22 protein-coding genes are annotated in these 26,073 nt (G+C 69.3%); 6 read left to right on the forward strand and 16 right to left on the reverse strand.

Features of this window, described 5'->3' with window-relative positions; genetic code table 11:
* Positions 1-254: 254 nt before the first annotated feature.
* Positions 255-848: an HD domain-containing protein gene (locus OHN74_RS02860; protein ID WP_327699955.1), complete on the forward strand. Its 594-nt coding sequence runs from the start codon at positions 255-257 to the stop codon at positions 846-848.
* 154 nt (positions 849-1,002) lie between these two features.
* On the opposite strand, the gene OHN74_RS02865 is transcribed toward OHN74_RS02860, so the two are convergent.
* Together OHN74_RS02865 and OHN74_RS02870 are read right to left on the reverse strand one after the other, a co-directional pair.
* Positions 1,003-1,275 carry a hypothetical protein gene (locus OHN74_RS02865; protein ID WP_327692916.1) on the reverse strand — a complete coding sequence of 91 codons (273 nt, stop codon included), beginning with the start codon at positions 1,273-1,275 and terminating at the stop codon, positions 1,003-1,005.
* A 267-nt stretch (positions 1,276-1,542) separates the two neighbouring features.
* Positions 1,543-2,583, reverse strand: a complete 1,041-nt coding sequence (locus tag OHN74_RS02870; protein ID WP_327692917.1) for a LacI family DNA-binding transcriptional regulator — start codon at positions 2,581-2,583, stop codon at positions 1,543-1,545.
* Between the two features lie 312 nt (positions 2,584-2,895).
* On the opposite strand from OHN74_RS02870, the gene OHN74_RS02875 reads away from it, so the two are divergent.
* Both OHN74_RS02875 and OHN74_RS02880 read left to right on the forward strand, forming a co-directional pair.
* Positions 2,896-4,221 (forward strand): ABC transporter substrate-binding protein, encoded by a 1,326-nt coding sequence (locus OHN74_RS02875; protein WP_327692918.1) that lies wholly within the window; start codon positions 2,896-2,898, stop codon positions 4,219-4,221.
* Positions 4,222-4,406: 185 nt separating this feature from the next.
* Entirely contained in the window at positions 4,407-5,837 is a 1,431-nt protein-coding gene (locus OHN74_RS02880) for an RICIN domain-containing protein (protein ID WP_327692919.1), read from the forward strand.
* Between the two features lie 69 nt (positions 5,838-5,906).
* Here OHN74_RS02880 and OHN74_RS02885 read toward each other — a convergent pair whose 3' ends face one another.
* The 4 genes from OHN74_RS02885 to OHN74_RS02900 all read right to left on the reverse strand — a co-directional run bounded on the left by OHN74_RS02885 (position 5,907) and on the right by OHN74_RS02900 (position 12,509).
* Positions 5,907-9,026: a family 78 glycoside hydrolase catalytic domain gene (locus OHN74_RS02885; protein ID WP_443060532.1), complete on the reverse strand. Its 3,120-nt coding sequence runs from the start codon at positions 9,024-9,026 to the stop codon at positions 5,907-5,909.
* 318 nt (positions 9,027-9,344) lie between these two features.
* Positions 9,345-10,625, reverse strand: coding sequence for an ABC transporter substrate-binding protein (locus tag OHN74_RS02890; protein ID WP_327692921.1), 1,281 nt, complete (start codon positions 10,623-10,625; stop codon positions 9,345-9,347).
* A 61-nt stretch (positions 10,626-10,686) separates the two neighbouring features.
* The gene (locus tag OHN74_RS02895; protein ID WP_327692922.1) at positions 10,687-11,508 is read right to left on the reverse strand and encodes a carbohydrate ABC transporter permease; all 822 of its coding nucleotides are present in this window, start codon (positions 11,506-11,508) and stop codon (positions 10,687-10,689) included.
* Complete coding sequence (locus OHN74_RS02900; RefSeq protein WP_327692923.1) at positions 11,505-12,509, reverse strand: carbohydrate ABC transporter permease; 1,005 nt, start codon at positions 12,507-12,509, stop codon at positions 11,505-11,507. The genes OHN74_RS02895 and OHN74_RS02900 overlap by 4 nt, the downstream gene beginning before the upstream one ends.
* Before the next feature lie 320 nt (positions 12,510-12,829).
* Here OHN74_RS02900 and OHN74_RS02905 point away from each other — a divergent pair, with 320 nt between their 5' ends.
* Positions 12,830-13,867, forward strand: coding sequence for a LacI family DNA-binding transcriptional regulator (locus tag OHN74_RS02905; protein ID WP_327692924.1), 1,038 nt, complete (start codon positions 12,830-12,832; stop codon positions 13,865-13,867).
* A gap of 176 nt (positions 13,868-14,043) precedes the next feature.
* Positions 14,044-15,183, forward strand: a complete 1,140-nt coding sequence (locus tag OHN74_RS02910; RefSeq protein WP_327692925.1) for an ABC transporter substrate-binding protein — start codon at positions 14,044-14,046, stop codon at positions 15,181-15,183.
* A 157-nt stretch (positions 15,184-15,340) separates the two neighbouring features.
* On the opposite strand, the gene OHN74_RS02915 is transcribed toward OHN74_RS02910, so the two are convergent.
* The 3 genes from OHN74_RS02915 to OHN74_RS02925 form a co-directional block, all read right to left on the reverse strand.
* The gene (locus OHN74_RS02915; RefSeq protein WP_327692926.1) at positions 15,341-16,459 is read right to left on the reverse strand and encodes a sensor histidine kinase; all 1,119 of its coding nucleotides are present in this window, start codon (positions 16,457-16,459) and stop codon (positions 15,341-15,343) included.
* Complete coding sequence (locus OHN74_RS02920; RefSeq protein ID WP_443060335.1) at positions 16,456-17,205, reverse strand: response regulator transcription factor; 750 nt, start codon at positions 17,203-17,205, stop codon at positions 16,456-16,458. The genes OHN74_RS02915 and OHN74_RS02920 overlap by 4 nt, the downstream gene beginning before the upstream one ends.
* Positions 17,206-17,322: 117 nt before the next feature.
* Positions 17,323-18,675, reverse strand: coding sequence for a hypothetical protein (locus OHN74_RS02925; protein WP_327692927.1), 1,353 nt, complete (start codon positions 18,673-18,675; stop codon positions 17,323-17,325).
* A 113-nt stretch (positions 18,676-18,788) separates the two neighbouring features.
* Between OHN74_RS02925 and OHN74_RS02930 the strand changes: the two genes are divergently transcribed.
* The gene (locus OHN74_RS02930; RefSeq protein WP_327692928.1) at positions 18,789-20,021 is read left to right on the forward strand and encodes a molybdopterin-dependent oxidoreductase; all 1,233 of its coding nucleotides are present in this window, start codon (positions 18,789-18,791) and stop codon (positions 20,019-20,021) included.
* A gap of 337 nt (positions 20,022-20,358) precedes the next feature.
* Here OHN74_RS02930 and OHN74_RS02935 read toward each other — a convergent pair whose 3' ends face one another.
* The 7 genes from OHN74_RS02935 to OHN74_RS02965 all read right to left on the reverse strand — a co-directional run bounded on the left by OHN74_RS02935 (position 20,359) and on the right by OHN74_RS02965 (position 25,898).
* Positions 20,359-21,192, reverse strand: coding sequence for a class I SAM-dependent methyltransferase (locus OHN74_RS02935; protein WP_327692929.1), 834 nt, complete (start codon positions 21,190-21,192; stop codon positions 20,359-20,361).
* Complete coding sequence (locus OHN74_RS02940; protein WP_327692930.1) at positions 21,189-21,806, reverse strand: TIGR04282 family arsenosugar biosynthesis glycosyltransferase; 618 nt, start codon at positions 21,804-21,806, stop codon at positions 21,189-21,191. Before OHN74_RS02940 ends, OHN74_RS02935 begins: the two co-directional genes overlap by 4 nt.
* On the reverse strand, positions 21,803-22,516 hold the full coding sequence (locus OHN74_RS02945; RefSeq protein WP_327699957.1) for a glycosyltransferase family 2 protein: 714 nt from the start codon (positions 22,514-22,516) through the stop codon (positions 21,803-21,805). Before OHN74_RS02945 ends, OHN74_RS02940 begins: the two co-directional genes overlap by 4 nt.
* A gap of 173 nt (positions 22,517-22,689) precedes the next feature.
* Positions 22,690-23,685 (reverse strand): NAD-dependent epimerase/dehydratase family protein, encoded by a 996-nt coding sequence (locus tag OHN74_RS02950; RefSeq protein ID WP_327692931.1) that lies wholly within the window; start codon positions 23,683-23,685, stop codon positions 22,690-22,692.
* 137 nt (positions 23,686-23,822) lie between these two features.
* Entirely contained in the window at positions 23,823-23,963 is a 141-nt protein-coding gene (locus tag OHN74_RS02955) for a hypothetical protein (protein ID WP_327692932.1), read from the reverse strand.
* A gap of 74 nt (positions 23,964-24,037) precedes the next feature.
* Positions 24,038-25,147, reverse strand: coding sequence for an LLM class flavin-dependent oxidoreductase (locus tag OHN74_RS02960; RefSeq protein WP_327692933.1), 1,110 nt, complete (start codon positions 25,145-25,147; stop codon positions 24,038-24,040).
* Between the two features lie 334 nt (positions 25,148-25,481).
* Positions 25,482-25,898 (reverse strand): hypothetical protein, encoded by a 417-nt coding sequence (locus tag OHN74_RS02965; protein WP_327692934.1) that lies wholly within the window; start codon positions 25,896-25,898, stop codon positions 25,482-25,484.
* Positions 25,899-26,073: the final 175 nt, after the last annotated feature.

Here is a 26,073-nt window from a genome sequence, read left to right on the forward strand (position 1 = left end):
GGAGGCTTTCGCGCTGGGGGTGAGGTCCCGCTTGTCCGGACTGTATCTCGCACGGCCGACGCGCTCGCCCATGCCAGGAGCGCACGGGAAGCCCCCGCTCAGATCACAGATCACGGGGTACAGATCACCAGACACTCTGAACGAGGCGCCGTCAGCGCAGGTCGATCCTCACGATCGAGCAAGATCACGGGTGTTGGGTGAGTCCTCGCCTTGCGGAAGCCATACGGGGCCGACGTCAGTACCCTGACGCGGTGATGAACCACGCCCTCTTGTCGAAGGCCGTGAGCGGCACCGTCAACCCACCTCTGCTCCCTCTGCCGGATCGTGTCGCAGAGCTTCTGTCGGAGCTGGGAAGCCCGCCGCGGCTGGCGGCCCACCTTCGCGCCGTCCATGACGTGGCGCACCAGTTGGTCGAGTGGCTGGAGCAGGAGTACCCCGCTGTGGCCCTCGACCGCGAGGCGGTGCTTTTCGGGGCGGCCACGCATGACATAGGAAAGACGGTGCACCTCGCCGAGCTCGCCGGGCCCGGATCGGCGCACGAGGAAGCCGGGCAGACTCTTCTGCTCGGCCACGGCATCAGCCCGGAGCTGGCGCGCTTCGCGGCTACTCACGCGTCATGGGTGGACAAGCGGGTCGGCCTGGACGACCTGCTGGTCAGCCTCGCCGACAAGATCTGGAAGAACAAGCGTGTTACCGACCTGGAGGATCTCGTCGTGGCTCGGTTGGCCGAAGCGACCGGCCGGGCTGCATGGGAGGAGTTCATCGCACTCGACGGGATTCTGGCCTGCATCGGCGACACGGCCGACGAGCGCCTGGCGTTCCAGGCGTCCTTCCCGATCTACGGCTGAGGGATCAGGGCTGACCGGACGTTCCAGCCGGCAGGTCGTCGTGGCCCGGACGACGGTCAGGCATTGAGCAGTGAGCGACCTGCGTGACCGAGCCGAGGGCCCTTGAGGGAGGCGGTGTACACGCCTTGGGCGGTGGCGCACAGCCGCGCGCTCATCATCCTGGGCACAGGACGCCCGTCCGGACGAGCTCCGGGGCGGGCGCGTCCAGGGCCCCGTAGTCGCGGGGAGTGACGAACCGGGGGCTCCAGTCGTCGAGGGGCAGCACGTCTCCACGGTGACGGGCACGCTCCACTCGCTCCAGCGCGCTCCGGACGCAACCGGACCTCGACGCCGCCCGGGTGCGGCACGGCAGGGGCTCGAACGGCCAGGACACCAGGATCTGCTCAGCCGACTCGACCCGTACGACGGAGGCGCCGTCCAGCTCCACCGGCGTACGCCGCCTGCCGTCATGCCGTGTCGTCCGCGCGCATCTGACAGGAGAGGCGTGATGCGTCGGTTCCCACGCCGAGCGGATCGTCCCGGAGTTCCAAGCTGATCGCTACAACGGTGGCGCTGGGCTCCGTATGCTCCAGGAGTATGCTGGACCTTCCCTCCTCACGCGTGGAACGTTCCACATTTGAAACGACTCAGCCTTGAGCCGGAGAGGTCCCTGCACTAAGAGAAGCCGCGAAAGAAATCCGCGCGTTCGCTCTGCTCAGAGCCGCGCGGGCGCGGTGCTGCTGCGCACCACGAGGTACGGCGTGGAGGCCATGACGACGGAGCGGTCGCGCCGTTTCTCGATCCGCTCCAGCAGCAGCCGGGCCGCGGTCTCGCCCATCATGGCGCCCGCCTGGTCGACACTGGTCAGGCTCACCGGAGCGAGCGCCGCCACTGAGGTGTTGTTGTACCCGGCCAGCGAGAGGTCCTCGGGGATGCGCAGGCCGAGTTCGGCGGCGGCCCGGAAGACGCCGGTCGCGGCGACGTCGGCGCCGGCGAAGATCGCGGTGGGAGGACGTGTGGAGGTGAGCAACTCCATGGCGCCTCGGTAGCCGCCCTCGTCCGAGTAGCCCGAGTTCACGACCCGGGCCAGGTCGGACAGGCCGTGCCGGGCCATCGCCTCGCCGTAGGCGGCCCGGACATGGTGTTCCGGCCGTTGCTGCCACTGGGTGCCACGCACCGTCGGGTGCGACAGATGGGCGATGTCCCGGTGCCCCAGCCCGACCAGGTGGTCCACCACGAGATCGACGCCCAGCCCGTCCTGGTTGACCACACAGTCGTATGCCGGCGAGGGGTCGTGGTGGCCGAGCACCACCGTCGGCACGTCGGCCGCGATGCGCACCACCTCCGTGCGGGACACGGCGGGTGCGATCAGGATCAGGCCGTCCATCTGGCGGTCCACCATGGCGTGGATCAGCTTCGTCTGGTCGTCCATCTCGGCGGAGCCGCTGGAACCGATGAACACCGCGTACTCACTGTCCCGCAGCAGTGCGTCGACCCCCTCCAGGAGGTCTGCGTAGAAGGCGTTGCGGATGTTCGCCAGGAGAACGCCGATCGTGTAGGTGCGGCCCCGCATGCCCCGGGCGGCGGCGTGCGGCCGGTAACCCAGCTCGGCCATCGCCGCCTGCACGCGCTCACGCATCGCGGGGCTCACCCCGTAGGCGTTGGTCAGCACCTTCGACACGGCGGAGGTCGACACGCCCGCACTGCGCGCGACGTCGGCGATGGTCGCTCTCTTCGCGCCGCCCGTTGATCCCATGAGGGTCCCCACCTCCGTTGCCCCGCGCCGCTCTGCCCCACGTCGGCGTTTCCGGAACGTTACTCGCAGATGACTTGACGGCTCCGGGCGGTTCGCCTCAATCTGTGGGGCATTCCCTTTGTGGCACGTTACACGAAAGGCCTCGCACAGCAGGCCGAGTCGACGGCCACATCGCAACACAGCGCGCCCGGACTCGGTGAACGGCCGCGACGGAAGACGGACCGATCCGGCAGCGAGCCGCACCGCTCCCCGCCACCCTCTTGGCCAAACCACACCGAAACGATTCACCGACGCTCGAGCGAAGGAACATCCATGAGGTCAAGCACTCTCGTCAGGAGAAGGGCTGTGGTGGCCGCAGCCGCTGTGCTGCCGTTCGTGCTCGGCGCGTGCAGCGCGGGTTCGCTCGGTTCGTCGGAGGAGGACGGGGGTTCGATCTCGATCAAGCTGTTGGTCGACAACGCGCCCGACAACCTGAACGCGGCCAAGCAGCTGGCGAAGGACTTTGAGGTGAAAAACCCGAAGATCAGGGTGAGCGTCGAGACGCGTCCGGGCGGGACCGAGGGCGACAACCTCATCAAGACGCGGCTGCAGACGGACAGCATGTCCGATGTCTTCGTCTACAACGTGGGATCACTGTTCCAGCAGATCGACCCGACGAAGACGCTCACGCCGATCACGAAGGACGCGTATGTCAGCAATCTCGACGCGTCGTTCCTCCCGCAGGTCACGGTGGGGGGCCAGACCTACGGTGTCCCGTTGGGCTCGGCTCTGGGCGGCGGTGTCCTCTACAACAAGAAGGTCTACGCCAAGCTCGGTCTGACGGTGCCCAGGACCTGGGCGGACTTCATCGCCAACAGCGAGAAGATCAAGGCCGCCGGTATCGCACCGGTCATCCAGACCTACCAGGACACCTGGACCTCCCAGCTTCTGGTCCTGGGGGACTTCCACAACGTGGCGGCGGCACGCCCGGGCTTCGTCAAGGACTACACAGCGAACAAGGCGAAGTTCGCCACCGACGCGAACGCGTTCAAGGGCTTCGAGCACCTGCAGCAGATCCACGACCTGAAGCTGCAGAACTCCGACTACGCGTCGGCCACGCTGGTCAAGGGCCTGCAGATGCTGGCCACCGGCAAGGGCGCCCAGTACCCGATGCTCTCCACCGTCATCGGCGCGATCAAGGCGAGCAACCCGGCCGAGCTCGACGACATCGGCTTCTTCGCGCTGCCGGGTGAGAACGCCGGCACCAACGGCCTGACGGCGTGGTTCCCCAACGCCCTCTACGTCCCCAGGACCACTACCGGCGACAAGCTCGCCGCGGTCAAGAAGCTCCTCGCGTTCGCCGCGAGCCCGGCCGGCTGCACCGCGCAGGCCAAGGCGTCGACACCGACCGGCCCGTACCTGGTCAAGGGCTGCACCCTGCCGTCGGACGTGCCGACGATCACCAAGGACGTCGCCGCGTACTTCACCAGCGGTACCCAGAGCCCGGCCCTGGAGTTCCTCTCCCCGGTGAAGGGCCCCAGCCTGGACCAGATCAGCGTCCAGGTCGGCTCCGGCATCACCAGCGCGAAGACGGGCGCGTCCCAGTACGACAAGGACACCAAGAAGCAGGCCCAGCAACTTGGCCTGCGCGGCTGGTAGGAAGCCCCGTCCATGCCTCCCCGCGTTCGGCAAGGGGTGCGGGGAGGCACCCGAGAGAGGTCGATCGATGACCACGGTTGCACCGACCGGGCCGAAGCGGGCCGAGCAGCCGGAGGCGACGGCCAGGGCGGGCAGAGGCTGGCTCCTGCGTGTACCAACACCTCACCGATACAAAGGAGTTTCGTGTGACCAGTTCCCATGCAGAAGGCATCCTCCTGCGGATACACAGACGACGGCGCCGTCCCGTCCTCGCCGCAATGCTGGCCGCCACCCTGGCCGTTATCGGTCTGCTCGCGGCCGGTCGGGCGCAGGCGCTCAGCGGTGACGTCCGTATGCACGACCCGTCCGTCATCAAGGTGGGCAGCTGTTACTACGGTTTCTCCACCGGCTTCGAGAACGACTCGCTCAACCCCAGTGGCTCCATCACCGAGCGCAGGACATGTGACGCCACCGCGGCGACCGGCTGGACCAAGATCGGCAACGTCTGGGAGTCGACGCCGTCCTGGATCACCACCAAGCTCGGTGCGACCCCGCCGAACATCTGGGCACCCGACATCAAGTACTTCAACGGCAAGTACCACCTGTACTACGCCGGTTCACGCTGGGGAACCTCGTACGCGGTGATGGGTCTCGCCACCGCGACCAACATCGAGGGCCCCTGGACCGACCAGGGCTTGGTCACCGACGTCAACTACCCCATCGACCCCAACGTCGACTGGGGACCGGACGGCCGGCTGTATGTGTCCTGGGGCTCATGGACCGGCTCCGGCACCTATATGCACGTCCTGGACGAGTCGACCGGCAAGCTGTCCACCAGCGACAACAACCTCTGGCACATCGCCGTCGACATCGAGAACCCCACGATCATTCTCAACGGCGGGTACTACTACCTCTTCGGCTCCAAGGGCCTGTGCTGCAGCGGAACCAACAGCACCTACTACACGGTGGTCGGACGGTCCACCAGCATCACCGGCCCCTACCTCGACCAGAGTGGCATCAACATGGCGTCCGGTGGCGGGACACCGGTGCTGGCGGGTGCGTATCCCAAGGTGGCGGCCGGGGGCGCGGACGCCTTCGACGACGGCACGTCGAAGTTCCTCGCCTACCACTACTACGACGGTGCCAACAACGGGCAGGAGTCCCTCGACATCCGCCAGGTCACCTTCGCGGGTGGCTGGCCCGTCCTCGCCGCGCCGCTGGGCTCCGCCAACAACCGCCTCCTGAACCGCAACAGCGCCAAGTGCGCGGACGTCTGGTTCGCGAGCACCGCCGACGGGGCAGCCGTCAACTCCGGGAACTGCAACGGCGGATCCAACCAGCAGTGGGCGCTGACCCCCTCCGGTTCGAACTACCGCCTGGTCAACGTCAACAGTGGCAAGTGCCTCGAAATCCCCGGTGGCTCCACTGCTGACGGTGCGACGACAGACCAATGGACCTGCGACGGCGGCACACACCAACTCTGGCGCAAGACGTCGGTGATCGGCGCCTATGTCACCTTCACCAATGTCAACAGCGGTCTGTGCCTACAGGTCACCGGAGGGTCGACGGCCAACGGAGTCGCTCTGAACCAGGCGAGCTGCAACACGGGCACGAACCAGCAGTGGCTCGTGGTCTGATGCTTCGCACGCGTCTGCGGCGCCGGTCGGCGCCGCAGACGCGTCGCCCGTCCTGTCAGAACAAGTCCGTCAGCGCAGCCGGGCGGTCACGCGGTACCGGCCGGACGCCAGCCGGCAGGTGTACACCCCGTCGGTGTGACCGATGAAGCGCACGCCCTCCGCACGCGCCAGTGGTGCACGTCCTTCGCGGACCGAGTCGGCCGTCACCGCAGGAAGCCGGAGGGTCGCCTCGCTGTTCGCGGGCACCACCACGTCGTACACGAGGCCCCTGCCGCCGTCCGTGACCTGCCACTCGCTCCGGATCTCCCCGTACGGCGACTCGTACACCCCCAAGACCTGGGTGATCCCTCCCGTGGGATCGATGTGGGGTTGCAGCAGGAAGTGCCTGAAGCCGGGGCTCTCCGGGTCGCGGGCGATGCCGGCCATGTAGGCGTACATCCACTCCATGATGGCGCCGTAGGCGTAGTGGTTGAAGGAGTTCATCCCGACCGGCCCGAACCCGTCCTCCTGCGAGTACGAGTTCCAGCGCTCCCAGACCGTGGTGGCGCCGTTCTTCACCGAGAACAGCCAGGACGGCAGCGCGTCCTGGTGCAACAGCTTGTACGCCAGGTCGGCGCGGCCCTCGTCGGTGAGGACGGGGGCGAGGACGTTGACGCCCAGGAAGCCGACGGACAGCGTGTTCTCCGCGTACCGGACCCTGATGCTGCCGGGGTGCGCCGCCTTGTACGCGTCGTCGTTGCCGATGTTGTCCGCCAAGTGCCCGACGAGCACCCGACGTTGGGCCTCCGTCTCGTAGAAGCCCAGCTTCAGCACCCACAGCAGCGCTGTCTGGCTGTTGTCCTCCGTCTTCTGGTTCGGGTCGGAGCCCGGTTCGATCGGAGAGGCGTCGCCGAGGCTGGACCTGACCGTCACCGTGCCGCCGTCGGTGCTCAGGTACTTGGTGATGAACGCCTGCCGGATGCGGGCGAAGCGCCGGTCGTACGCCGCCGCCTCCGCCGTCCTGCCGGTCGCGCGGGCCATCTGGGCCATCAGCCGGGTGCTGTAGCCGTAGTAGACGTCGCTCATCAGCTGGGCGCTGGTCTTCTGCGGCCCCAGCCAGTCGCCGGTGAGGGACCCCTGACCGGCGTAGGTGTCGCCGGTCTGCTGGTGGATCCAGTCCAGGTAGCGGGTCATCGCGGGCCAGTTGTCCCCGACGACGGTCGCGTCGCCGGTCATCTGCCACACGGTCCACGGCACGATGACACCGGCGTCGGCCCAACCGCTGCCGCCGCCCGGGAAGTTGAACCGTCCCGTCGGGGCGAGTCCGGTGAACTGCGCCTTGTCCACACCGTAGATGGCCTGGGAGTCGACGACGGTGTCCTGGAAGTGGCTGAGGAAGACACCGGCGTCCACGTTGTACAGACCGGTCGTGGCGAAGACCTGGGTGTCGCCGGTCCAGCCGAGGCGTTCGTCGCGCTGGGGGCAGTCGGTGGGCACCCAGAGGTAGTTGCCGCGCTGACCCCAACGGATGTTGCTCATCAGCTGGTTGATGTCGGCGTCGTCGGTGGTGAGGGTGCCGGTCTCGCGGATCGCGGACGTGGCGACCCTGCCGGTCAGGCCGGTGATCGTGACGGTGTCCGTCGCGGTGACGGAGACGTAGCGGAAGCCGTAGAAGGTCAGGGAGTCCTGGTGGGTCTCGCCGTGCCGGTCGCCCTTCAGGACGTAGGTGCTGGTGGCCTTGGCGCTGCGGAGGTTCGCCCGGTAGAGGGAACCCGCCGGACCGTCCGCGCCCGCGCTGTCGTCGTTGAGTATCTCGCCGAACCTGAACTCGGCCCTGGCTCCGGCCGGTCCGCGCAGGCTGTAGCGGGCCACGCCGACCATGTTCTGGCCCAGGTCGAAGACGACGGTCTCACCCGCGCCGATCGTGACCGGGGCGGAGGCCGCCTTCGCGGGGTCGGTCACCGTCCGGGCGGGGTCGATGACGATCCGGCCCCGGCCGTTGCGGCTGCCGTCCTGTCCGGTCACCCCGGTGGCGACGGTGACCGACTCCGGTCGACGGTCCCACTGGGGCATGAAGCGTGCCGTCTCGCCCGGATAGGCGATCAGTCGCGAGTCCGGGAACCTGTCGTCGAAGGGGACTCGTTCCACGTCCGACCAGTCGGAGTCGTCGAATCCGTGCGCCGTCCAGCCCGGCAGCTCCCTGCGGGCGTCATAGGTCTGACCGTCGTAGATGTCGTCGGCGCGATAGGGGCCGTTGTCGGTGGCCTTCCAGCCGCCTCCCGGAGCGGTGACGACCGTCTGCGACGTTCCGTCGGCGTACCGGATCAGCAGCTTGGCCTTGACGGCGAGAGCGTTGCCGTCCGCCGAGTAGTACGTACTGCCTTCGGAGATACGGCCGTTGTACCAGCCGTTGCCCAGGACGACCGCGAGGGTGACGTCCGGCTCCCACGTCACGAGGCCGGTGACGTCGTACGTCATGTAGTTGACGCGCGCGTCGTAGTTCGTCGAGCCGGGCGGCAGCAACTCGATCGTGGAACCGTCGTCCTGCTCCACGGTCACCTGCCTGCCGTTCACATAGGCGACGTACACCCCGAGTGCCGAGACGTACAGCCGCGCCTCACGGATCCGCGGGCGGTTCCTTCCGGGGCCGGCGCTCCTGAGGGCTTTCTCCTTCCGCAGCATCGGCGCCCCGGCCGAGTTGGGGGTCTTCCCCTTCATCCCGATCCACCGCGCGCCCTCCCAGCCGCCGACACCGTCGGTGCTCATGAGGCCGGTCTCGAAGAAGGAGGGGGACGCGGTGCCCACCAGCCGGTCTTCGGCGTCCCACACGGTGACGGTCCAGTGGTAACGGGTCGACGCGCGCAGCGACTTGCCCGCGTAGCGGACGGCCACCGAATCGGAGGTGCGGACCCGGCCGCTGTTCCAGAGGTCCGCCCGGGCGGCGGTCAGCTTCTCCGGGGAGCTCGCGACGAGAATCCGGTACGCCCCCTGGCTCCGCCCGCGCGCCGTCGACCGCATGCGCCAGCCGAAGCGTGGGCGGGAAGCGTCGACGCCCAGCGGATGTGCGCGGTGTTCCACGGTCAGTCCGAGCACTGCGCCACCCTCCCCACCGCGGGGCGCCTGCGCCGCCGCGCTCGTTCCACCTCCGACGACACCGGCCCCGAGCGACACGGCGCCGGCTGTCGCGGCCAGCACGGTGCGACGACGCACCGCCGTGCTGTCTGTGCGGGGAGACGTCGTCCCCGCACCGGCCTCGCGGTCGGCGCCGTCCGCGCTGTGTGCTTCCTGGCTCACGTCTACGTCCTTCTTCCGGTTGTACGGGAGTCGGTCAGGGGTGCGCGCACAGTGAACGTGCGGCTCCCCGAGCCGACGGTGTGGGGGGCAAGGCAACCCGCGGGCCAAGGGTCTTCAGGAACTCGGGGCCGGCGGTGGTGGGTGCCGTGAAGCAGCCGTGGTCCGGGCTGGTGTCCTCCTGGAGGGCACCCCCGTAGGACGTCGTCACGCCCGCCTCCGGCCTACGGCGTGATGTCAGCTTCCGGCCTTGTAGTCGGTGTCCATCTCGGCGAGAAGCCTCTTGGGGGTGGACTGGTCGCTGAAGATCTCCTGGAGACCGCTGAGCATGGTCTGCTGGACCTTGGCGTTGGGCCAGAGCTGGTCCATGAACGGCACGGTCCGGCCGGCCCCGATGAACCGGGACAGTTCGGCCAGCGACGGGTTCGGGGCGAAGCCCGTGCCGGGCAGGGAGGGCAGGCCGCCCTGTTTCTTGACGAACAGGTTCATGCCCTCCGGGGACATCACGAAGTCCACGAACTTCAGGGCGAGTTCCTCGTTCCTCGCCTTGGCGTTGACGCCGTAGCCGGCGCCCGCGGCAGCCGGTATGAGGGTCTCCGACGGATCGTCGGTGGCGGGCAGCGCCCGGAGCGTGAACGTGCCCTTCGGGTTCTTCTGCTCCAGGAGGGCGATCACCCAGTTTCCCTGGATGATGCCGAGCGTCTTGCCCGTTGCCGCGAGACCTTGACTGGCTTCGTAGTTGGTTCCCAGGGGGTCCTTCTGGAAGCAGCCCGTCTTCTCCATCGTCATGTACTTGTCGAGGGCGGTCAGCCACGGTGAGCCGGCGAAGTCGGCCTGCCCCGCCTGCATCTTCTTGTCGAAGTCGCGGTCGTCGCCGTAGACGGTCGTGGCGACCAGCGCGTACAGGGCCAGTTGGGTCACCCAGTTGTCCTGGTTGCCCAAGGCGAAGGCGGGGGTTCCCCCGGCCTTCGCGGCCCGGCAGAAGGCGAGCAGCTTCGTCCAGGTGTCCGGAGGAGTGAGGCCGGCGTTCGCCATGGCCTGCTCGTTGTAGACCGCGCCTATGCCGTTCTGCCCGAAGACCGCCGTGTAGGTCTTCCCCTGGTACTGGGCGACGCTCTTGATCGCCTCGGGCATCCTGGCGGCCCACGGCCGGTCCGAAAGGTCGCGCAGATACCCGGGCTCGGCCAGGACGTACGTGGCACCCGGGTTGCCGTTGCCGGGCCAGACCGACATCACGTCGGGTGCTGTGCCCGAGGACAGCTGGGTGCGGATCTGCTGCTGGTACTGGTCGGCGCCGCTGGTGGTGTAGCGGACCTTGACACCCGGGTTGGCCTTCTCGAACGCCTTGACGACGTCCTCGACCGAGCCTTGGTCGATCGATGCGAGCGTCAGGGTTCTTGAACCACCCGAGCCGCCCGAGCCGCCGCCGGAGCCCGCTTCGGTGCCGCCACCGCACGCGGCCAGCACGGCCATGGAGGTCGCCGCGGCGACCAGGATCGGGAGTGTGCGTGTCTTCATGATGTCCTTCTCGGGGGAAGAGCCACCGGGCATGAGGATGCAGGTCGGTCGGGCGTCGGGGTCATCCCCGCAGTCCTCCCGCGAAGCCGTTGATGATGCTGCGCTGCAGCAGGAAGTAGACGAGCAGGACGGGCAGGACGCTGATCACCAGTGCGGCGAAGATGAGGTTCCAGTCGGTGACGTACTGGCCGACGAAGCCGGCGATCGCGACCGGCATGGTCTGTCTGTCACTGCCGCTCAGGTACAGCACCGGGGTGAAGAAGTCGTTCCACACGGCCACGGTGTTGAGCACCAGGGCGGTGACCGTGACCGGTTTGAGCATCGGCAGGACCACGTACCGGAATCCCTGCAGCGGGGTGCAGCCGTCGAGCAGTGCCGCGTCCTCGAAGTCGCGGGGCAGGGCACGCAGGAAGCCGACGTAGAGGAAGACGGTGAACGGCACCTGCAGGCCGGAGTAGAAGAGGACCAGCGCCCACGGAGTGCCGAGCAGGCCCAGGTCGCGCATGGTCTGGTAGAGGGGCAGCGAGGCGAGTTGGAAGGGGAGGACGAGGCCGATGAGGAAGCCCAGGTAGGTGCCCCGGGACCAGCGAGTTGTGGCACGCGCCAGGGGGTACGCCGCGAGCGAGGAGACCGCCAGCACGATCACGACGCTGCACACCGTCACCAGCACACTGTTGGACAACGCCCCGCCGAGCGCGCCCTGTTGCCAGGCCTGGGTGAAGTTGTGCAGCGTGGGAGAGGTGGTCGGGCTGATCGGTGACGAGGTGTCCGACGCCGGCCGCAGGGCGAGATTGACCAGGACGTACACCGGGAAACCGACGACCAGGGCGATGGCGATCATCGTGAGTTCCAGCGCGAGAGTGCGGGGGCGGTAGCGGTTCACGACGTGGCCCTCTCGTTGCGGGTCAGCACGGTGTACTGACCGGTCGAGACGACGGCCACGATGATCGTGAGGACGACCGCGAGGGCGACGCTGTAGCCGAACTCCCCGAGCGTGAAGGCGTCTTTGTAGATCAGCGTCGAGAGGGTGTCGGTCGCGTGTCCCGGCCCACCGCCCGTCAACGCGTACACCTGGTCGAAGAGTTTGATCCCGCCGATGATCGACAGCATCAGGTTGATGGTGAGGGCCGGGGCGAGCAGTGGCCGGGTGACCGACCAGAACCGCCGGACGTGGCCCGCGCCGTCGATCGCCGCGGCCTCATGGACCTCCTTGGGCACCGACTGGAGCCCCGCGAGGAAGATCACCATCGAGTAGCCCGCGAACTGCCAGACGATCACTCCGACCACCGACCACAGCGCGACCGTCGGACTGCCCAGCCAGTCCTGTCGCAGGCCGTCCAGCCCTGCCGCGTCCAGCAGGCTGTTGACCGCGCCGTCGGGACCGAGCAGGTTGCGCCAGAGGTAGGCGGTGACGATCGGGGTGATCACGGCCGGGGCGAAGAGGACGACTCTGAGCAGGTTGCGGGACCTGATGGCCGAGTTGACCCCGAGTGCGAGCAGCAGGCCCAGTGCGTTCTGGATGACCGTGATGGACCCGGCGATCAGCAGCGTGTGCCGGATGGCCCGCGTCGCGTCGGGATCGCGGAACAGCTCGGAGAAGTTGGCGAGCCCCACGAAGGAGAAGTGGGGATCCAGACCGTCCCAGTCGGTGAAGGCGTAGTGGACACCGCGGACGCTCGGCACCAGGACGACGAAGGCGAACAGCAGCACGGCCGGCAGTGCGAACCACCAGGGCGGTGTGGTTCGCGCCCGCCCCCGCATCCGGCCCCGGACCCGGACCCGGGAAACCTGTTCGACTTCCGGAAGCCGTTCGTGGTCCGGACGTCGGCCGTGGTCCGGAAGCCGGTCATGGTCCGGAAGCCTGTCGTGCGGGGCCGTGGTCACCGGTGAACCTCCCTCCTTGAATCGATTCAATACCGCCGCCCGGCAGGGCTGTGATCAGCGGGGCGCATGGAGAGCGGCCGTCGCCGCCGGCTGCCGGACGGTGAGGTCCGACGTCATGTCGATGGTGCCGTCAGCCCGATGGGTAACGTTGCCCATCGGGTGTGGCCAGACCCTAGAGAGGGTCTGGCGTGACGTCAAGATGCCGCGCACGCTGCACGATTGTTACGACGGTGGCCCCGCGCAGCCGTGACAAGGCGTCCACCGGGTCACAGGCCCGTCCGTAGACTCGGCGACAGTCGTTCCCAGGGAAAAGGAATCGAATGGAGCCGCCAGCACGACGCCGTCGCGTCACGATCGTCGATGTCGCACGCCACGCGCAGGTGTCCACCACCGCGGTGTCCAAGGTGCTGCGCAACGCGTACGGGGCCAGCCCCGAGATGCGCGCGAAGGTGCGCCGCGCGATCGACGAACTCGGCTACCGGCCGAACGCGGGCGCCAGAAGTCTCCGCGGGCAGACGTACACCATCGGCGTGATGCTGCCCGACATCCGCAATCCCTTCTTCCCCGATGTGCTCGACGGCATCACCGACCGGCTGGGGGACACGGAGTACCAGGTGCTCCTGGGCCCCGGCTGCAACGGCGAGAAGGAGGAGGCGCGGGTCACCGAGGCGATGCTGGACCACGGCATGGACGGCCTCATCCTGGTCGCCCCGGTCTCACCCCGCAGCCACCTCGAACACGTCGCCTCCTCCGTGCCGACCGTGGTCGTCGGCCGGCACGGATCGTCTCCGCTGTACGACACGGTGGTCGACGACGATGTCGAGGGCGCATCCCTGACCGTCGGCCATCTCGTCGGTCTCGGGCATCGCCGCATCGCCCACATCGAGCATCACGAGACCGACCCGATACGCCTCGTGGAAATGCCCAACGCCCGCCGCGCAGACGGATACCGGCAGGCCATGCGGATGTTCGGGCTCGGGGAGTGGATCGATGTGGTCTCCACGACCTACACCCAGGAAGGCGGTTACCGGGGCGCGCAGGAGTTGCTGGCCCGACCCGTGGTTCCCACCGCCGTCTTCGCCGGGGCGGACATCGTGGCCATGGGCGTCCTGGAGGCGATCAACGAAGCCGGGCTCACTGTTCCCGGCGACATCTCGGTGGCCGGCTACGACAACACCACCTTCGCCGCGCTCGGCCCGATCTCGCTGACCAGCGTCGACCAGGCGGGCCACGAGATCGGCAGGAACGCCGCCCGCCTGCTCCTGGAGCGGCTCGCCGACCGGCACAAACCCACGGGCCAGGTCCGTCTGTCCCCCACTCTGGTGCCGCGCCGGACCACGAACCGGCCACCGGAGTAGCTCGCCGACCCGAGCCGCACGGGCATTCAACCGTTCGGTTGAATGCGCGATTCCACCCATGGAAAACGTTGCCCACCGATGGATGGCGGCACAGGATGGAGGCCGCCCGACTCCCCTGGCCGTCCCCGGGCGTCGGAGCGCTTCTTCGTCACCCCCCATCAGAGAGGCCCCCCAGCGTGCCCAGCTTCCTCAGCAGACGACGTGTCCTCGCAACCGGAGCGGGTGCCGCCCTCGGTGTCGGCGCGGTCACCGCGAACGCCGCCCCGGCGTCCGCCTCCCCCGTCACCTCCCACGGCACCACCCGGGGTGAGGAGAGCAGAACCCTCGACGAGCTCTACCGGACCGCTCTGGCGGAGGGCGGCAAGCTCGTCGTCTACGCCGGCGGCGACACCCCCACCCAGCAGGACGGCACCAAGGCTGCCTTCAAGGCCCGCTTCCCGGACCTCGACCTGACGCTGGTCGTCGACTACAGCAAGTACCACGACGTCCGCGTCGACAACCAGTTCGCCACCGACACCCTCGTTCCGGACGTCGTCCAGTTCCAGACCCTTCAGGACTTCGACCGCTGGAAGGCGCAGGGCCGTCTGCTGCACTACAAGCCCGCCGGGTTCTCGAAGGTCTACGACAGGTTCAAGGACCCGCAGGGCGCGTGGGTGGCCACCGGTGCCATCGCCTTCAGCTTCATGTACGACACGGCGAAGGCCGGCTCGAAGACACCGCTCACCCCGCGCGACCTCGTCGACCCGAAGTGGAAGGGCCGGATCGCCTCCTCCTTCCCGCACGACGACGACGCGGTGCTCTACCTCTTCACGCTGTACGCCCGGAAGTACGGCTGGGACTGGGTGGCGAGGTTCGCCGCCCAGGACGTGCGGTTCGCCCGCGGCAGCAACTCCCCGGGCGACGCCGTCTTCGGCGGCCAGAAGACGATCGGCGTCGGCACCGCGGGGTCAGCGGTCAGCACTTCTCCCGTGACGTTCGCCATCGGCGCCGGCCATCCGTTCATGGCCTGGGGCCAGCGCACGGCCGTCCTCAAGCAGGCGAAGAACACCACGGCCGCCAAGCTGTTCCTCAACTGGCAGCTGTCGAAGGAGATGCAGAACGGCTCCTTCAACGGCTGGTCCGTCCGCACCGACGTCACTCCCCCGGCAGGTCTGAAGCCGATCTGGGAGTACCCCGACGCCCACGTGGACGGCTTCCCCCGCTTCATGTCCGACCGAGCCGAGGTGGAACGCTGGAAGCAGACCTTCGCCCTGTACTTCGGCGAGGTCAAGGGCGACCCGACACCCGGCTGGCTCGGGCTGCACCCGGGGGCGTAGAGGTGGTGGGGCGGGGCGTCGGCCGATGCTGCGACAGCGGCCACGGGTGAACCGGCGCCCCGCTCTCCCGTGGGCACCGGCGCCTGCCGACGCGCTGACCGACGTACCCGTCAAGTGGAGCTCTGCCCGGGGAGAGGCTGCTCACTGTTTCCCTCGATCAGACCTCGGCCAGAGGAAGCGTCACTTCGAAGCGACAGCCGCCGGGGACATTGCGTACGGCGGCCTGTCCGCGGTGTGCCTCGACGATGCCGCGGACGATGGCGAGACCGAGGCCGGCGCCGGCCGGCGGCGTGCGGGCATGCGTGCCGCGCCAGCCGGTGTCGAAGACTCGTGGCAGGTCGTCGTCCGGGATGCCACCGCAGCCGTCGGTGACGGACACGACGACACCGTCGTGGGATCGCTCGGCGGCGACCGCGACCGTACCGTCCGAGGGTGTCCGGTGGATCGCGTTGACCAGCAGATTGCTCAGCACACGGCTCATCTCCTTGCCGTCGACCTCGACCGGCACCGGCTCGATGCGATCACCGATCAGACATACGCCGTGCTCTCGGGCGAGGGCGTCCGCTCCCGCGAGGGCGTCGCCGACGAGGTCGTACATGGAGATGCGCGAAGGTGAGAGGGCGAGCGCCCCGGCGTGGATACGGGAGAGCTCGAAGAGGTCCCCCACCATGTCGTTGAGACGTTCGACTTCCGTGCGCATCTGGCGGAGGTAGCGGTCGGGTTCGGCGGCGACGCCGTCCTCCAGGGCCTCGGACATGGCGCGCAGCCCGGCGAGCGGGGTGCGCAGATCGTGCGAGATCCACGCGACCAGTTCGCGTCTCGATGTCTCCAGTGCGCGCTCGCGGTCCCGGGATGTGGCGAGCTTCGCACTGGTGCTGGCCAACTCCCGGCTCAGCGCGGCGAGTTCGGCGTTCGCCGAGCCGTCCGGAGCAGCGAAATGGCCGCCGTCGCCGAAGGAACGGGCAGCCGCGGTGAGCGCCCTGCTGCCGGCCACGACCCAACGTCCGAGCAGCAGGGCGACAGCCAGGGAGACGAGCGCTGCCATCGCCACGACCATGGTGACGACGGTCAGATCGTGCGCGGACAGGAACATGGCCCTCGCCACGGCCAGTGTGCCCGCGAGCATGGCCGTCACTGCCACGGCCGCGACCACAGCCAGGGACGTGGTCAGTGAGCGTCGCCGGATCAGCCACAGGACACCCGCCCCGAGCAGCCCCGCCACAACGGCGCCGAGAAAGGCGAACAGAGCGATCAGCAGGAAGTCGCGCGTGGTCATACCGCCTCCTCGAACGGCGTGGCATCGAAGCGGTAACCCACTCCCCATACCGTCTGAATGAGCTGCGGCCGGGCCGGGTCGTCCTCCACCTTTCCCCGCAGCCGACGTACATGGACGGTGACGGTGGACAGGTCACCGAAGTCCCAGCCCCACACCTCACGCATCAGTTCTTCGCGGCTGTAGGCGCGGCCGTGGTTGCGCAGGAGGAAGACGAGGAGGTCGAACTCGCGGAGTGTGAGGCTGAGTTCGGCACCGTTCTTGGTGGCACGCCGGGCGGCGGGGTCGACGGTGATGCCCGCCCCGTGCACCGGGTGGGCTGCCGCGGCGGGCCGGGTCCGGCGCAGTACCGACTCGACCCGCAGCACCAGCTCACGGGGGCTGAAGGGCTTCGTGACGTAGTCGTCGGCGCCCACTTCGAGGCCCAGGATCCGGTCGCCCTCGTCGCCGCGGGCGGTGAGCATGATGACCGGCACGGGTCCGCGGGCCCGAATCCGGCGGCACACCTCCAGGCCGTCCATGCCGGGCAGCATCAGGTCGAGCACGACCAGGTCCGGCCGGTTCGCGGCGGCCCGCACCAGTGCGGACGGCCCGTCACCGGCCCGTTCCACGTCGTAACCGGCTCGGTCGAGATAGCCGGAGACGACCTCGGCGACCGTTGGGTCGTCGTCCACGACCAGGACGCGCATCCCGCCCCCACGCTCACGTGGGGCAAGCTCGGAACCTGCGGATTCGTGCGGCTGCTGCATGCCCCCAGCTTCCCACCGGCCTCGCCTCCGTGCGGTACGGCCGACCCGACGTCCGCGTTTCGTAAGAACCTGGGCGGCACTGTCCGTGGCGACTCGAACCGGGGCCTGTCGCGAGTGTCACCACCCCGTCAGCAGCAGGTGGTTGAGGAGCAGGGCGAGTACGGCCTGTGCGGTGAGCCAGGCGCGTGGCCGGGTCAGGAGTGCGCACGCCGGGAGCAGCCACAGGGCGAAAGGCAGCCAGATGCGCTCCGTCTCCGCCTTGCTCATGCCGGAGAGGTCGGCGGTGAGCAGGGCGAGCAGCGCGGCGAACACCAGGAGGGCGAGCCTGGATTCGGGGGCGTCCACTGCTGTACGCAGACGCCTGCGGAAGCCCTCGCGCACCGCAGCCGCGCCGGCCCGCCGCAGGCCCGCGACCGTCGCCGGACCCACGACCAGAGCCGTGCACGCGAGGTTGGCCCACACCCAGTAGCCGTACGGCCGGACGCCGCCGGCTCCTTGGTAGTAGCGGGTGACGAGCAGGTGATAGGCCTCCCACCAGTCGAAGCCCGCGAAGGTGAAGGCGGCCGGGACGACCACGAGTCCGGCGAGGAGGTACGGGAGCGGACGCAGCCGTCGGGAGCCGAGCAGCAGGGCGGCGCCGGCGATCACCGCGAACAGTGTCAGTCCGTACGAGAGATACGCGGTGAGGCCGAAGAGGAGTCCGGAGGCGAGGCCCGTCGCTCCTGGCCGGTGTCCGGTGACCGCGAGGGCGAGGAAGGCGACGGCCCAGGCGGCGACCGCCGCGAAGTACCCGTCCGCGGAGGTGCCCATCCACACGGCCGCCGGAGCCAGGACCAGGAAAGGTGCGGCACGGCGGGCGAGCGCCTCCCCGCACAGCGCGCGCACGGTGACGAGCACCGCCACCGCCGCTGTCGCCCCGGCGATGATGCACCAGACGCCCGCCCAGGCCCCGCCGCCCAGCCCGATCCGGTCGAGGAGGACGAACGTGAGGGTGGCCCCGGGCGGATGCCCGGCGACATGCGCGGGCCACGCGTCGGGTGAGTGGATCAGGATGTGGCGGGTGAAGTCCCGCAGGGCGGCGGGGATGTCGTCGAAGCGGTTGACGGGTTCGATGACCTGGAGGTACTCGTACCTGGTCGTCAGCCGCCGGGCGATGCCGCGCTGCCATCCGTCGATCAGGGCGAGCGAGAACGTCCATGCCATGGCGGTTCCGCATGTGGTGACCAGCAGCGCGCGCCAGGGCAGCCGGGCGGCGAGGAGCGGCCCGTACGCGACGACGGCTACGGCCACGACGATCGCGGCGGGGGTGCCGGGGCCGACATGCGGCTCCCAATGGCCGTACAGGGGAGGCCGGCTCACACGAAGGGTTCCGTAGCGGTCCTGGACGGCGGTACCGATCACAGCGGCCGTCGTGACGAGCAGCGCTGCGGCCAGGGCCGCGGACAGGTCGCGGAGATGATCACGGTTCACACCGGCACGCTAGGCCGCGGTCGGCCGGACAGGGCTCCGGCAGGCCATGACGTCAGCGTTTCGTCATGAGTCGCATGCCCTGTTCCCCGCGTGTCCCGGCCTACGGTCGGAACATGCGCGCCCTTCTCCTCCCCACCTCCCCCGGTTTCTGGCGCAGTCCGCTGCGCGGCCCCTGGTTCACCTCCGTGCTCGGCGTTGTGCTGCTCGGCGGGATCACGGTGCTCTTCGTGACGGGCCTGGTGTCGTACGCGGCCTACAACCCGGGCCTGTCGACGGTGAACGACAAGACCCCGGACAAGGGCCTGCTCGGCTTCTACCTCTTCGCCTGGCCGACCGACCCGCCCTGGCTCTACCGACTCACCCAGGGCGTCCACGTCACCCTCGGCATCGCGCTGATCCCCGTACTGCTGGCGAAGCTGTGGTCGGTCCTGCCTCGGCTGTTCACCCTGCCGCCCGTGCGGTCTTTCGCGCACGCGCTGGAAAGGATCTCGCTGCTTCTGCTGGTCGGGGGCGCGCTGTTCGAGTTCACCACAGGCATGCTGAACGTCCAGTTGGACTACCTCTTCCCCGGTTCCTTCTATCCGCTGCACTTCTACGGGGCCTGGGTGTTCTTCGCGGCGTTCGTGACGCACGCGGTGCTGCGTGTACCGGCGGCGCTGCGCAATCTGCGCCACCTTCGCGACAAGGAGAACGACCTCGTCCCGCCGGACCCCGCCCCGCCAACCTTCTCCCGCCGGGGTGCCCTCGGATTCGTGGGCGGCGGTTCCCTGCTCCTGCTGGTCACGACGGCCGGCCGGAACTTCGACGGGCCACTGCGGGAAACGGCTCTGCTCGCGCCGCACGGCGGCCCCGAACCAGGGTCGGGGCCCGGCGGCTTCCAGATCAACAAGACGGCCGCGTCTCGTGGGATCAGCATGACGGAGACCAGTGACGAGGCGTGGCGGCTGGTCGTCGAAGGGCAAGGACGGACGGTCCGGCTGAGCCGGGCGGAACTGCTGCAACTCCCGCTGTACAGCGCCGCGTTGCCCATCGCCTGCGTGGAGGGCTGGTCGACCTCCGACCAGTCGTGGCGAGGCGTACGCCTACGGGATCTGGCGGCGCTCGTCGGGTACGGGAGCGATGCGCCGCCCGACGTACTGGTGGAGTCGCTCCAGCGGCACGGGGCGTTCCGCCGGGCCGCCCTGCGCGACAACCAGGTGCGCGACCCGCGTGCCCTGCTGGCTCTCTTCGTCAACGGCGCGCCCTTGACCCGGGACCACGGCTACCCGGCGCGGGTCATCGTGCCCGCTGCTCCCGGGGTGCTCAACACCAAGTGGGTGGCGCGGATGACGTTCGGGGACCTGTGATGCGACGACCTGCGATGCCACGGCTTCCGGTGCGCCGGTGCCTGGGGAGCCCGTTCCAACTCCTCCTGCTCGCCTGTTCGTTCGCGCTGGCCGGGTATGCGGGGGTGCGGCTGTTCGCGGACGACTGGTTCTCGGTCGCGCTGTGGTTCGTGGGCGCGGCGCTGATGCACGACCTGGTGTTGCTACCGCTGTACGCGGGCGCGGACCGGGTCGTCACACGGGCGCTGGGCGTGTTCGGCCGCCGGGACCGAGCTGTCTTCGTGCGCGTCCCGGCGGCGTTCTCCGGCCTTCTGCTGCTGATCTGGTTTCCGCTGATCAGCGGGCGGGTGGCGGACCGCTACCGGTCGGCCACCACCCTGTCCGGCGATGTGTTCCTGTCCCGCTGGCTGCTGATCACGGCGGTGCTGTTCGGCGGCTCGGCGGTGGTGCTCCTGCTGCGGTCGGCGTGGTTGCGCAAGGCCACGAAGGAGCGGCCACCGGTCGTCCACTGACCCCCCGGGCGCCAGCCCGCGTTCGTCGCGAGCCGGAGCAGGGCCGGAGTGCCGAGGCGGGCCCAGGGGAAGAGCGGCCCGGCGGACCCGTCAGCGGCGGCGGGGAGGCGGACGACATGGACGGTGACACGTTCGTCGACCTCGCCGTCCGGGACGGTCTCGGTGATCAACAGGCCGCCATGGCTGAGGAGTTGGGACATCCGCCGCAGGAGGGCGCTCGGGTCGCCGCCGATGCCGATGTTGCCGTCGATGAGGAGGACGGTGTCCCAGCGGCCTTCGGCGGGGAGCGGTTCGAAGACGGAGCGTTGCAGGGCCTGCCCGCCGAGCCGCACGGTGCGGGCGACGGCGGCTTCGCTGACGTCGATGCCGAGCGCGGGCAGCCCCCGGGACGCGAGTTCGGCGACCAGCCGCCCCGGTCCGCATCCCACGTCGAGCACGGCCCCTTCGCAGTGCTCCAGAACCTTCATGTCCACCGCGTCGGCCCTGGCACACCAGCGTTCCACTTCCAGCGGCAGCAGCCAGCCGTCGGAACGACGCAGGAAGAGCGGGCCGCCTCCGGCGGCAAGAGCATCGGAGTACGGGTCGGCGGCCCATGGGCGCGGGGTACCGGAGGACGCGACGGACACGGGACGGTCCGAGCCGACCGTCCTCGGGGAGGTGATCTCATGTGCGGTGCTCATCGACCGGCGACCGCTCCGAGACGCCCCAGCTCAGCGGCGAACCGGCTTGCCGGGGCCGATGCGGCGACCGCCGCCGCGTCGCGGGCGGTGTCCACGTCCCGGAGGCACGGCAGCTCGCGCACGCGCAGGCCCGCCCCGACGAGTCGCTCACGCTGCACGGCACCCGTCGTGGGCGTCGACATCGGCACACCCCGCAGCAGTTCGGGGTCGGGGTGGGCGAGACCCAACGCCCAGAAACCACCGTCCTCGGCCGGGCCGAAGTACGCGTCGCAGCCGGCGAAGTCCACGGTGAGCAGCGCGGGCGTCACCTGCGGGGTGTCCATGCCGATGAGCAGCGCGGGTCCGTCGCAGCCGGCGAACGCGGCGGCCAGCCGCTCGTCCAGGCCTCCCGCGCACTGTGCGACGACGTCGAAGCCGGGAGGCAGCCAGGGGCCCGGAGCGCCGTCGAGCACCAGCACCCGACGCCGGGCGGGGGTGGCCGCCACGGTCCGCAGGGTGTCCACCAGTGCCGCCTCCGCGAGCGCCGCCGCTTCCCGGGGCGTGAACGGCGGGGTGAGCCGGGTCTTGACCCGGCCAGGTCGCGGTTCCTTGGCGATGACGAGAAGTGTGGTCACTGAGCGGTTCCTCCTGGATGTACGGAGAGCGAGCCGGCGGTCGTCCCGTCCCGGGACGGGACGGCCGCCGGTGGTTCGGACAGGACCCGGCGCATGTCCCGTACCGCCTGCCAGGTGCCACGCCAGGTGCCGGTGACCTTGGAGGCACCGCTGCGCGGCAGGTACGGCACGTCGTGCTCGGCGACACGCCAGCCGGAGTCGGCGGCGCGGACGACCATCTGCAGCGGGTAGCCGCTGCGGCGGTCCGTGAGCGCGAGGTCGAGCAGTTGTTCGCGGCGGCCGGCGCGGAGCGGGCCGAGGTCGTGCAGGCGCAGCCCTGTGCGACGGCGCAGCATCCGTGCCAGCACGAGGTTGCCCACCCGGGCGTGCGCGGGCCAGGCGCCTCGGCCCTGCGGGCGGCGCCGCCCGAGCACGAGGTCGGCCTCACCCGCGCGCACCTCGCGCACGAAGGGCTCAAGCAGGGACGGGTCGAGTGAGGCGTCGCAGTCGCAGAAGCACACGATGTCCGCGGTGGCCGCGGTCAGCCCGGCGTGGCAGGCGGCGCCGAAGCCTCGGCGTTCCTCCTGCACGACGGTCGCGCCGAGGGCGCGTGCCAACTCCGGCGAGCCGTCCGTGGATCCGTTGTCCACCACCAGCGCGCGCCAGGTGGGCGGGATGCGTGCGAGCACCCAGGGCAGGGCCTCGGCCTCGTTCAGACAGGGGAGAACCACGTCGACAGGCGCCGTGGCCGTCTCCGCTCCCTGTTCCGACGCTGATGCTGATTCTGATTCGGAAGAGGTCGTCACGGCTTCCACCCTACGAAGACAAAAGGGAGATAAAGGACTCGCACTCCTTACGAAATGCGGACGCCGGGTCGGATCCGGGCCAGGCGCGGGGCCAAGGGCTACTCCCCTTGAAGTTTTGCCCTCGCGAATTCCCGCATGCCCTCCGTGAACCCGACCTGGGCCTTCCAGCCCAGCTCGGCCCGCAGCCGGGACGAGTCCGCCGTGATGTGGCGTACGTCCCCCAGGCGGTACTCCCCGGTCACCACGGGCTCGGGCCCGCCGTACGCGGAGGCCAGCGCCTGTGCCATCTCCCCCACGGTGTGGGGCTCGCCGCTGCCGGTGTTGTACGCGACCAGCGCCCCGGCCCGGGCCTCGGCCTCCAGTGCCGCCACGTTGGCCGCGGCCACGTCCCGCACCTGCACGAAGTCCCGCCGCTGACCACCGTCCTCGAAGACGCGCGGAGCCTCACCCCTGGCGAGCGCCGACCGGAAGAAGGACGCGACCCCGGCATAGGGGGTGTCGCGCGGCATGCCCGGCCCGTACACGTTGTGGTAGCGCAGCGAAACCGCCGAGCCGCCAGTCGACCGGGCCCACGCCGCCGCAAGGTGCTCCTGGGCCAGCTTGGTCGTCGCGTACACGTTGCGGGGGTCGACCGGAGCGTCCTCGCCGACCAATCCCGGTGTCAGGCCCTCCTCGCACCGCGGGCACCGGGGTTCGAACCGCTCCGCGTCCAGATCTGCCACGGTCCGGGGGCCGGGTCGTACCGCACCGTGCCACTCGCAGGTGTACGAGCCCTCGCCGTACACGACCATCGACCCCGCCAGCACAAGGTGACGCACCCCCGCGTCGGCCATGGCGGAGAGAAGCACGGCCGTACCGAGGTCGTTGTGCGACACGTACTCTGCAGCGTCACCGAAGTCCTTGCCGAGCCCCACCATCGCGGCCTGATGGCAGACGGCGTGCACACCCGGCAGTACGGCGGCGACGGCCTCGGCGTCGCGAACGTCCCGGCCGTCACACAGGTCGAACACGACCGCCTCGTGCCCTCGCGCGGTCAGCGCCTCGACGACATGACTCCCGATGAACCCGGCTCCGCCGGTGACCAGTACTCGCATGACCGGAACGCTAGGAGCAGGGGTGCTCCGCACGGCAGTCCCACGCCCGTGTCGTCACAGCTCCGTAAGACCTCGGCAGACGCGAAAGCCCCCATTGCCTCGCCCCGAAGGGATGCGGCCCGGACGACGCTCGCGCCTCACGCCCGCTTCTTCGCCCTGCCGATCGCCCTGGCCCTGCGGTCGAACTCCCGGTTGAGCAGCGGCGGCAGCACGCTACCGAACCGCGCCGGCGCTCGTGTGCCAGTGTCCGGGCAGATCGTGAAGCACCGTCGATCCATGCCCGCGACGATCGCCGCCGCGACCTTCTCCGCGGTGAGCCGTCGGCGAGAGGACGCTTCGCTGTCGCCGGTCGTCAGCCCTCCCGTCCCGCCGACTCCTGCGCGAGGCCGACGTCGCGGACGGACAGCAGCGAGACATGGGTGGGGGCGTCGGGCACGTCGGCCGGCCGACCGACGGCGAACTCCTTGCGCAGCACCGGGACCACCTCCGAACCGAGCATGTCGATCTGTTCCAGCGCCGCCTTGAGCGGGACTCCGCCGCCGTCCACCATGAACAACTGGCGCTGGTAGTCACCGGCGTACTCGCGGAAGGCGAGTGTCTTCTCGACGACCTGCTCCGGGGTACCGACGGTCAGCGGGGTCTGCTCCATGTACTCCTCCATGGACATCCCACCGCCCATCACGGGTGACTGGTCGAAGAGCGGGCGGAACTCGCGGACGGCGTCCTGGGAGTTGCGGCGCATGTAGACATGGCCGCCCAGGCCGACGATCGCCTGCTCGGCACTGCCGTGACCGTAGTGCGCGTACCGCTCCCGGTACAGGTCGATCATCTTCCCGGTGTGCTCCTTCGGCCAGAAGATGTTGTTGTGGAAGAAGCCGTCACCGTAGTACGCGGCCTGCTCGGCGATCTCCGGGGAGCGGATGGAACCGTGCCAGACGAAGGGCGGTACGCCGTCCAGCGGGCGGGGCGTGGAGGTGAACCCCTGGAGTGGTGTGCGGAACTTCCCCTCCCAGTTCACTGTCTCCTCGCGCCACAGCCGGCGCAGCAGCGCGTAGTTCTCGACGGCAAGGCTGATTCCGTCACGGATGTCCTTGCCGAACCACGGATAGACCGGGCCGGTGTTGCCGCGGCCCATCATCAGGTCCACGCGGCCGTCGGCCAGATGCTGGAGCATCGCGTAGTCCTCGGCGATCTTCACCGGGTCGTTCGTGGTGATCAGCGTGGTGGACGTGGACAGGATGATGCGCTCGGTGCGGGCGGCGATCCAGCCCAGCATGGTGGTCGGGGACGACGGCACGAACGGGCGGTTGTGATGCTCGCCGGTCGCGAAGACGTCAAGGCCCACTTCCTCGGCCTTCTGTGCGATGGCGACCATCGCCTTGATCCGCTCGTGCTCCGTGGGCGTGCGGCCCGTGGCCGGGTCCATGACGACATCACCGACGGTGAAGATTCCGAACTGCATAGCGATCAACCTTTCTTGCAGTTGATACATCAACCACTATCCGCAACCCATCCCGCCGCACACGTATTCCGGCCGCACGCGTCAGTCATCACCGGGCATGCGTTGGCCGACCATCGGCGCCGGCGCCGGACACGCCGACACTTCCACCGCTCAGGCCCATTTCCAGCGCACTGCCCACCCCGCCCCCACTTCTCCACCCTCTTCCGCCGGACCTGTTCCTGCCCGACGGCGGCTCTCTCCGGTAACTGCCGCTGTTTATGGGTGAGTTGTCCGCACATCTCGATCATCTTGCTACCGGCCCCGGCAGGGCGACCGTCGAGAAACCACTCAGGCCCTAGCGGTCGAGCCAGCGTCGCAGCGCCTCGAGCGAATTGCTCGGATGCGTGTTGAAGCTCAACCGGATGCCCGGCTGGAGGTCGACGAGTACGTTGACTATCCGCTCGAACAGGACGGTATTCTCCGGGACATTCCGAATTCCGCCCCCGATGAGCGCCACCCCGAACGAGTGCCCGTCGACCCGCCGACGCAGCTCGGCCTCGGCCTCGTCGGGGTCCAGGCCGATTCGGCACTGCTCGCCGTCGATGCCCGCAGCCTGGAGCGCCGACCAGGCGCGGTCCATCTGGGCGGCCAGCTCCTCGACCGTCGCGAACTCCGGCGGCAAATCCTCCGGCGCAAACGCGTCAGCACGGATGCCGATGGTCAGCACGCGGCGATTGAGCGGAGGCTTCACCTGAGAGTTCTTGTGGGACATGAGATCGCTCCTCCACGGCAACATGACCCCCTCTGTCGGCACACCCTTGGGCGCTCAGTTCCGCGAGGGGGGAGTCGAAGAAAGATGACACGTCTACTGTTGACGCGTCAAGCAGACGCGCTGACGACAGGCGACCCCGCCCAGGCCTCGGGGCGTTGACGTATCAATGGTTGAT

It is taken from the genome of Streptomyces sp. NBC_00459, assembly GCF_036013955.1.
Taxonomy (GTDB): domain Bacteria; phylum Actinomycetota; class Actinomycetes; order Streptomycetales; family Streptomycetaceae; genus Streptomyces.

Coding starts and splice junctions, on each gene's coding strand:
- OHN74_RS02935 (WP_327692929.1), bottom strand. CDS start 21,192: ATGAGCACCGCACATGAGATCACCTCCCCGAGGACGGTCGGCTCGGAC.
- OHN74_RS02860 (WP_327699955.1), top strand. CDS start 255: ATGAACCACGCCCTCTTGTCGAAGGCCGTGAGCGGCACCGTCAACCCA.
- OHN74_RS02965 (WP_327692934.1), bottom strand. CDS start 25,898: ATGTCCCACAAGAACTCTCAGGTGAAGCCTCCGCTCAATCGCCGCGTG.
- OHN74_RS02960 (WP_327692933.1), bottom strand. CDS start 25,147: ATGCAGTTCGGAATCTTCACCGTCGGTGATGTCGTCATGGACCCGGCC.
- OHN74_RS02920 (WP_443060335.1), bottom strand. CDS start 17,205: ATGCAGCAGCCGCACGAATCCGCAGGTTCCGAGCTTGCCCCACGTGAG.
- OHN74_RS02950 (WP_327692931.1), bottom strand. CDS start 23,685: ATGCGAGTACTGGTCACCGGCGGAGCCGGGTTCATCGGGAGTCATGTC.
- OHN74_RS02915 (WP_327692926.1), bottom strand. CDS start 16,459: ATGACCACGCGCGACTTCCTGCTGATCGCTCTGTTCGCCTTTCTCGGC.
- OHN74_RS02875 (WP_327692918.1), top strand. CDS start 2,896: ATGAGGTCAAGCACTCTCGTCAGGAGAAGGGCTGTGGTGGCCGCAGCC.
- OHN74_RS02905 (WP_327692924.1), top strand. CDS start 12,830: ATGGAGCCGCCAGCACGACGCCGTCGCGTCACGATCGTCGATGTCGCA.
- OHN74_RS02870 (WP_327692917.1), bottom strand. CDS start 2,583: ATGGGATCAACGGGCGGCGCGAAGAGAGCGACCATCGCCGACGTCGCG.
- OHN74_RS02930 (WP_327692928.1), top strand. CDS start 18,789: ATGCGCGCCCTTCTCCTCCCCACCTCCCCCGGTTTCTGGCGCAGTCCG.
- OHN74_RS02890 (WP_327692921.1), bottom strand. CDS start 10,625: ATGAAGACACGCACACTCCCGATCCTGGTCGCCGCGGCGACCTCCATG.
- OHN74_RS02955 (WP_327692932.1), bottom strand. CDS start 23,963: ATGGATCGACGGTGCTTCACGATCTGCCCGGACACTGGCACACGAGCG.